Raw genomic sequence first — 5,709 nt, 5'->3', positions numbered from 1 at the left:
GCGGACTCCGGTACCCGACCATCGCATCGAGCGTGTTGACCGCCCGATACATCAGCAACCCGGGAACGCCCGCCACGGCCCCCCAGAACAACGGCGCGAACGGTGCCCGGGGGGCGGGCTCCGGCGCGCTCCCGTAGTCCCCCGGGACGGGCGCCGACAGCGGCATGGGCACGGGGACCTCCCGCGAGCGCGGGCGCGGGCGCTTCTCCGGCCGTTCCCCGGCACGGCCCTTCGGCCGTTTCGGGCGGTCCGGGCGGTCCGCACGTTTCGCGGCCCTGGCCTCCGCGCGGGCGGGACGGCGCAGGATCATCGAGTTCGCCGCCCACGCCGCGATCGCCGCGGAGATGCCGACCTCCAGCGCCGCCATGAGCCCGACCTGCCACGCCGAGGGCCCCACCGTCGCCATCCGCCCGCCGCCGAGCGGCCCGCCCGACAGCGCGCTCAGCAGCGCCACCACGGCGCCGGTCAGCGCCCCGGACACGAACCCCCACATCGGCGCCCCCTCCGACACCGGGGCGGGCAGGGACCGGATCGTGAGGACGCCGCCCACCGCGCCCGCGACGAACGGCGCCGCCAGCGCGAGCAGCGACACCGCGGGCGCCGGACCGGGGTCGGGCAGCGCCGCGAGCGGCGGGAACGCCGGGACGGCGTCCAGGAACACCCCGGTCGGCGACACGCTCGTCCCGGCGCCGACGGAGAAGCCCGGCCCGACCGCGTACGCCACGCCCCAGATCACCGCGTTCGGCAGGAACGCCAGCTCCACCAGCAGGAGCAGGACGCCGCCGACGACACCGGGTGCGAGGAGGTCGTACAGGTGGTCGGCGTCCGGCATGTTCACGGCGAGCGCCCCGCCCACGAGCAGCGCCCCCGAGGCGAGCAGCACCGACAGCGACCCCGCGACGCCGATCACCAGCGAGCGCGGCCGGTCCGGCAGCAGCCGCAGCAGCGCGCCGAGCCCGGAGCGGACCCGCTGGCCCCGCGCCTCCGCCGCGACCTGCGCGGCGACGACGGCGCGCGCGGCGCCCAGCCCGCCCGCGACGACCGCGACCAGGAACCCCGCCAGGAGCGCCTGCCACGCCGACGGCCGCAGTTGCGGGGACGTCGCCGCCAGCGCGAGCAGGCCCGCCAGCCCCGCGTAGGGGGCGGCCAGCGAGAGCGCGACCTGCACGACCGCCCTCCGGGGGCGGTGCGGCAGCCCGGCCACCCGGATCATCCACCCGCCGCCGCGGTACAGCAGCGCCCCGGGCAGGACGACGACCCCGAGCGGGAGGAGCCCCACCCGCCCCTGCTCGTAGGAGAAGCCCGCGTGGTGGGACACGAGCCAGAAGTTCACGGCCGACCGGAACACCCCGGCCAGGCCGTCGCCGAGGGCGGTCTTGGGCGCGGCGATCCAGCCGATCAGTGTGACCGTGGTCAGCACGGCGAGCCCGATCCCGATGCACCACAGCGCCGCGACGAGTCCCGTCACGTACAGCGGTCTCGCGGCCGGCGGCGCCGGCGGGCCGTCCGGCCGGCCCTCCGCCCGGCGCTGTGCGGCGCCCCGCTCCGGACGCCTCGGCGCCCGTCCCGCCGCCTCGGGGGTGGCACGCCGTCCAGGGCTCGGTTCGCTCACCCGCTACATGCTGGCACCAAGCCCACCCGCCGGCCGCCCCCGAGCCCGGCGTGTCGCCTTTGTCGTCCCCCACGGGGGTGGGAAGCGAAAGACGCCCGGGCCGCCGGGCGGCTCGGGCGTCTTTCGCGGTCCCCGCGGTTCCCGCGGGTCAGAGGTTCTGCATGATCTCGCGCATGAGGACGGCGGTCTCGCTGGGGGTCTTGCCGACCCGGACGCCGACCTTCTCCAGGGCCTCCTTCTTCGCCTCCGCGGTACCGGACGAGCCGGACACGATGGCGCCCGCGTGGCCCATGGTCTTGCCCTCGGGGGCGGTGAACCCGGCGACGTAGCCGACGACCGGCTTGGTCACGTGCTGCTCGATGTAGGCGGCGGCGCGCTCCTCGGCGTCCCCGCCGATCTCGCCGATCATGACGATGGCGTCGGTGTCGGGGTCGTCCTGGAACGCCTTGAGGGCGTCGATGTGGGTCGTGCCGATGACGGGGTCGCCGCCGATGCCGACGCAGGTGGAGAAGCCGACGTCGCGCAGCTCGTACATCATCTGGTAGGTCAGCGTGCCCGACTTGGACACCAGCCCGATGCGGCCGGGGGTGGTGATGTCGGCCGGGATGATGCCCGCGTTCGACTTGCCGGGCGAGGCGATCCCGGGGCAGTTCGGCCCGATGATGCGGGTCTTGCCGCCCTTCTTCTCGGCGTAGGCCCAGAAGTAGGCGGTGTCGTGGACGGGGATGCCCTCGGTGATGACGACGCAGAGGGGGATCTCGGCGTCGATCGCCTCGACGACGGCGTCCTTGGTGAACTTCGGCGGGACGAAGACGACCGACACGTCCGCGCCGGTCTGCTCCATCGCCTCCTTGACGGTGCCGAGGACGGGCAGCGTCGTGCCGTCGAAGTCGACGGTCTGCCCGGCCTTGCGGGCGTTCACGCCGCCGACGACCCGGGCGCCGGAGGCGAGCATCCGGCGGCCGTGCTTGGTGCCCTCGGAGCCCGTGATGCCCTGGATGATGATCTTGCTGTTCTCGGTGAGCCAGATGGCCATCGCTCATGCACCTGCCGCGAGTTCCGCGGCACGCCTGGCCGCGTCGTCCATGGTGTCGACCTGCTGTACGCCGCTCAGCGAGGCGTCGCTGAGGATCTTGCGCCCGAGGTCGGCGTTGTTGCCGTCCAGCCGGACGACGAGGGGGCGGTTGACGGCCTCGCCGCGCTCGGCGAGCAGCTGGTAGGCCGACACGATGCCGTTGGCGACGGCGTCGCACGCCGTGATGCCGCCGAAGACGTTCACGAACACGGACTTCACGTCGCCGTCCGACATGACGATCTCCAGCCCGTTCGCCATCACCTCGGCGGACGCGCCGCCGCCGATGTCGAGGAAGTTCGCGGGCTTCTGGCCGCCGAACTCCTCACCGGCGTAGGCGACCACGTCCAGGGTGGACATGACCAGCCCCGCGCCGTTGCCGATGATGCCGACGCTGCCGTCGAGCTTGACGTAGTTGAGGTCCTTGGCCTTGGCCGCCGCCTCCAGCGGGTCGGCCGCGCCCTTGTCCTCGTACTTCTCGTGCTCCTGGCGGAAGCCCGCGTTGTCGTCCAGCGTGACCTTGCCGTCGAGGGCCTTCACCTCGCCGGCGGAGGTGAGGATCATCGGGTTGACCTCGACGAGGGAGGCGTCCTCGTCGGTGAACACGGCCCAGAGGCGCTCGATGATCTCGGCGGCGCCGTCCAGGGCCTCCGCCGGGAGCCTGCCCTGCTCGGCGATCTCGCGGGCCTTCGCGCGGTCGACACCGTCCAGCGGCGAGATCTGCACCAGCGCCAGCCGGTCGTGCGGCACCTCCTCGATCTCCACGCCGCCCTCGACGGAGCAGATGGACAGGAAGGTGCGGTTGGCGCGGTCGAGCAGGAACGAGAAGTAGTACTCCTGCGCGATGGCGCTCCCCTCCTCGACCAGGACCTTGTGGACCGTGTGGCCCTTGATGTCCATGCCGAGGATCCGGCCGGCGAGCGCTTGCGCCTCGTCCGCCGAGTCGGCCAGCTTCACGCCGCCGGCCTTGCCGCGGCCTCCGGTCTTCACCTGGGCCTTGACCACGACCTTCGAGCTCCCCGCGGCGAACAGCTCCGCCGCGATGGCCCGGGCTTCCTCAGGGGTATGGGCGACCTTGCCGGTGGGCACCGGTACCCCGTACTCGGCGAAGAGTTCCTTCGCCTGATGTTCGAACAGGTCCACGAGGCGTCCTTAAACGGGATCGACAGCCGAATGACCACGCGAGTGGGGGTTACACGGGACACCGTGCGGCCGGCACTCTGCGGTCCGCTCCGTCGATGCAGCCTAGTCAACCCGGCTTCGTGGTGATGCCGCCGGGTCCGAATGTCCGCGAGTGTCACCGGAACGAAGGTGTGCTCGTCCTCAAGGGCGGGCACGAGTGGCACGTGAGGAGGATGAACCGGTTGACGTAGTTTGATGTACTTGTTCGGGCTTCGGTGATGATCAGCGAGGGCGGCGATAGCGGCAGGGGGCTGGACGTATGGCCATGGCGGAGGAACGGGACACCAGAGTCGCGGAACCCGTCTCCGCCGATGCCGCTCCCGATCCGGCGGCCCCGGTCCAGACCGTCTCCAGGCTCGTCCGCGCCGACTCCGTCCCCGGTCCCCCCGTCCGCCGGGCCCCGGCGGGCCGGAGGGCGGGACGGCGCAGGGGGACGCGCACCTTCCGCCGCACCGGCGCGCTCCTCCTCGTCGCCGCCCTCATCGCCACCGGCGGCGCCACCGCCCCGGAGCGCACGGAGCCCGGCTGGGCGAGCCCCGGGCTGATCGGCGGGGGCGGCTGGCCGTTCACCGGCGTCCCGCTGCCGCCCGAGCAGGCCGACGGGGCGGCGTACCTGCCCGACAGCTCGGCCGTCCGGCTCCCGGACGGGCGGATCCGGCTCATCCCGTCCGGCGGCGAGCGGCCGGTGACCGTCGCGGCGGACGACCCCATGGTCCGCCACGCGATCCGCTCCGACAGCTCCTGGCTGTCGCAGGGCACCATCCCCACCGGCGGGCTCGACCCCGCCACCGGAACCGACCCCGGGTTCCGCGACATGGCGGCCCGCGCGCTGCTCGACCTGCGGCTCCTCACCCGCCCGAACGGGGCGTCGCTCGCGTCGTGGTACTCCAAGTGGCGGTACTCCTGGCCGCGCGACTCCGCGTTCGCCGCCGCCGCCTTCACCGTGACCGAGCATCCGGCCGAGGCCCGCCGCGTCCTCGGCTTCCTCTCCCGGGTGCAGAACGAGGACGGCATGTGGGCCGCGCGCTACCACCCCGGTGGGACGGCCGTCACCGACGGCCGGGCGGCGCAGCTCGACTCGCTCGGCTGGGTCCTGTGGGCGACGTGGTTCCACCAGCTGCGCCATCCGCCGGGCGAGGGCGAGGTCCCCGACCTGTGGCCGATGGTCCGGCGCGCCGCCGACCACCTGGCGCGCTCGCTGGACGCCGAGGGGCTGCCGCCCGCCTCGTCCGACTACTGGGAGCGCGACCCCCGGCACGAGCAGGACCCGCGGCGGCCCACGCTCGGCGTCGTCGGGCCGGTGCTGGCGGGCCTGCGGTCCGCCGCGGACCTCGCCGAGCGCCGCGGCGACGGCGGGAAGGCCGCCGAGTGGCAGCGGGCGGCGCGGCGCCTGTCCGCCGCGGTCGACCGGCAGTTCGCCCCGTACGGCTACCCGCGCTCCCCCGTCCCCGGCGGGCTGATGGACACGTCGGTGACCTTCATCGCGCCGCCGTTCGCGGCCGCCGACCCCGGTGTGACCGGCGCGATCATCGACGCCGCCCGCAAGCAGGCGCTGCCGAACGGCGGGGTCCTGCCGGGCGAGCGGTGGTCGGGCTCCCCCGACGTCGCCTGGACGCCGGAGGTCGCCATGTTCGGTCTCGCGGCCGCCGCGTCGGGCCGGACCGGCGACGCGCTCAGCCGGCTGGGCTGGCTGTCGGCCCACCGCACCTCGCTGGGCGTCCTGCCGGAGAAGGTCGGCCCCGACGGCGGTCCCGCCGGGCCCGCTCCGCTGGGCTGGACGGCGGCGCTCGTCCTGCTGAGCCTCTCCGCGCTGCAGGAACCGCTCCCCGTCCCGCCCGCCGAC

3 protein-coding genes and 2 pseudogenes are annotated in these 5,709 nt (G+C 74.4%); 1 reads left to right on the top strand and 4 read right to left on the bottom strand.

The window, feature by feature from the left end; genetic code table 11:
- The 4 genes and pseudogenes from E1289_RS40390 to sucC form a co-directional block, all read right to left on the bottom strand.
- Positions 1 to 97, bottom strand: a pseudogene (locus E1289_RS40390) (cobalamin biosynthesis protein); the annotation flags it as partial.
- A gap of 288 nt (positions 98 to 385) precedes the next feature.
- Positions 386 to 1,348, bottom strand: a pseudogene (locus E1289_RS40385) (DUF6350 family protein); the annotation flags it as partial.
- 412 nt (positions 1,349 to 1,760) lie between these two features.
- Entirely contained in the window at positions 1,761 to 2,648 is an 888-nt protein-coding gene (gene sucD, locus E1289_RS36115; protein WP_131988438.1) for a succinate--CoA ligase subunit alpha, read from the bottom strand.
- Positions 2,649 to 2,651: 3 nt separating this feature from the next.
- The gene (gene sucC, locus E1289_RS36110; RefSeq protein ID WP_131988436.1) at positions 2,652 to 3,827 is read right to left on the bottom strand and encodes an ADP-forming succinate--CoA ligase subunit beta; all 1,176 of its coding nucleotides are present in this window, start codon (positions 3,825 to 3,827) and stop codon (positions 2,652 to 2,654) included.
- A gap of 304 nt (positions 3,828 to 4,131) precedes the next feature.
- Here sucC and E1289_RS36105 point away from each other — a divergent pair.
- A partial coding sequence (locus E1289_RS36105) for a hypothetical protein (protein ID WP_207929382.1) occupies positions 4,132 to 5,709 on the top strand: 1,578 nt, incomplete at its 3' end.

It is taken from the genome of Actinomadura sp. 6K520 (genome assembly GCF_004349245.1).
Lineage (GTDB): Bacteria > Actinomycetota > Actinomycetes > Streptosporangiales > Streptosporangiaceae > Spirillospora.
This window is presented reverse-complemented; position numbering and strand designations above follow the sequence as displayed.

What these genes read in the sequence shown, in the direction of transcription:
- sucD (WP_131988438.1), bottom strand. Translation starts at nt 2,648, where the DNA reads ATGGCCATCTGGCTCACCGAGAACAGCAAGATCATCATCCAGGGCATC.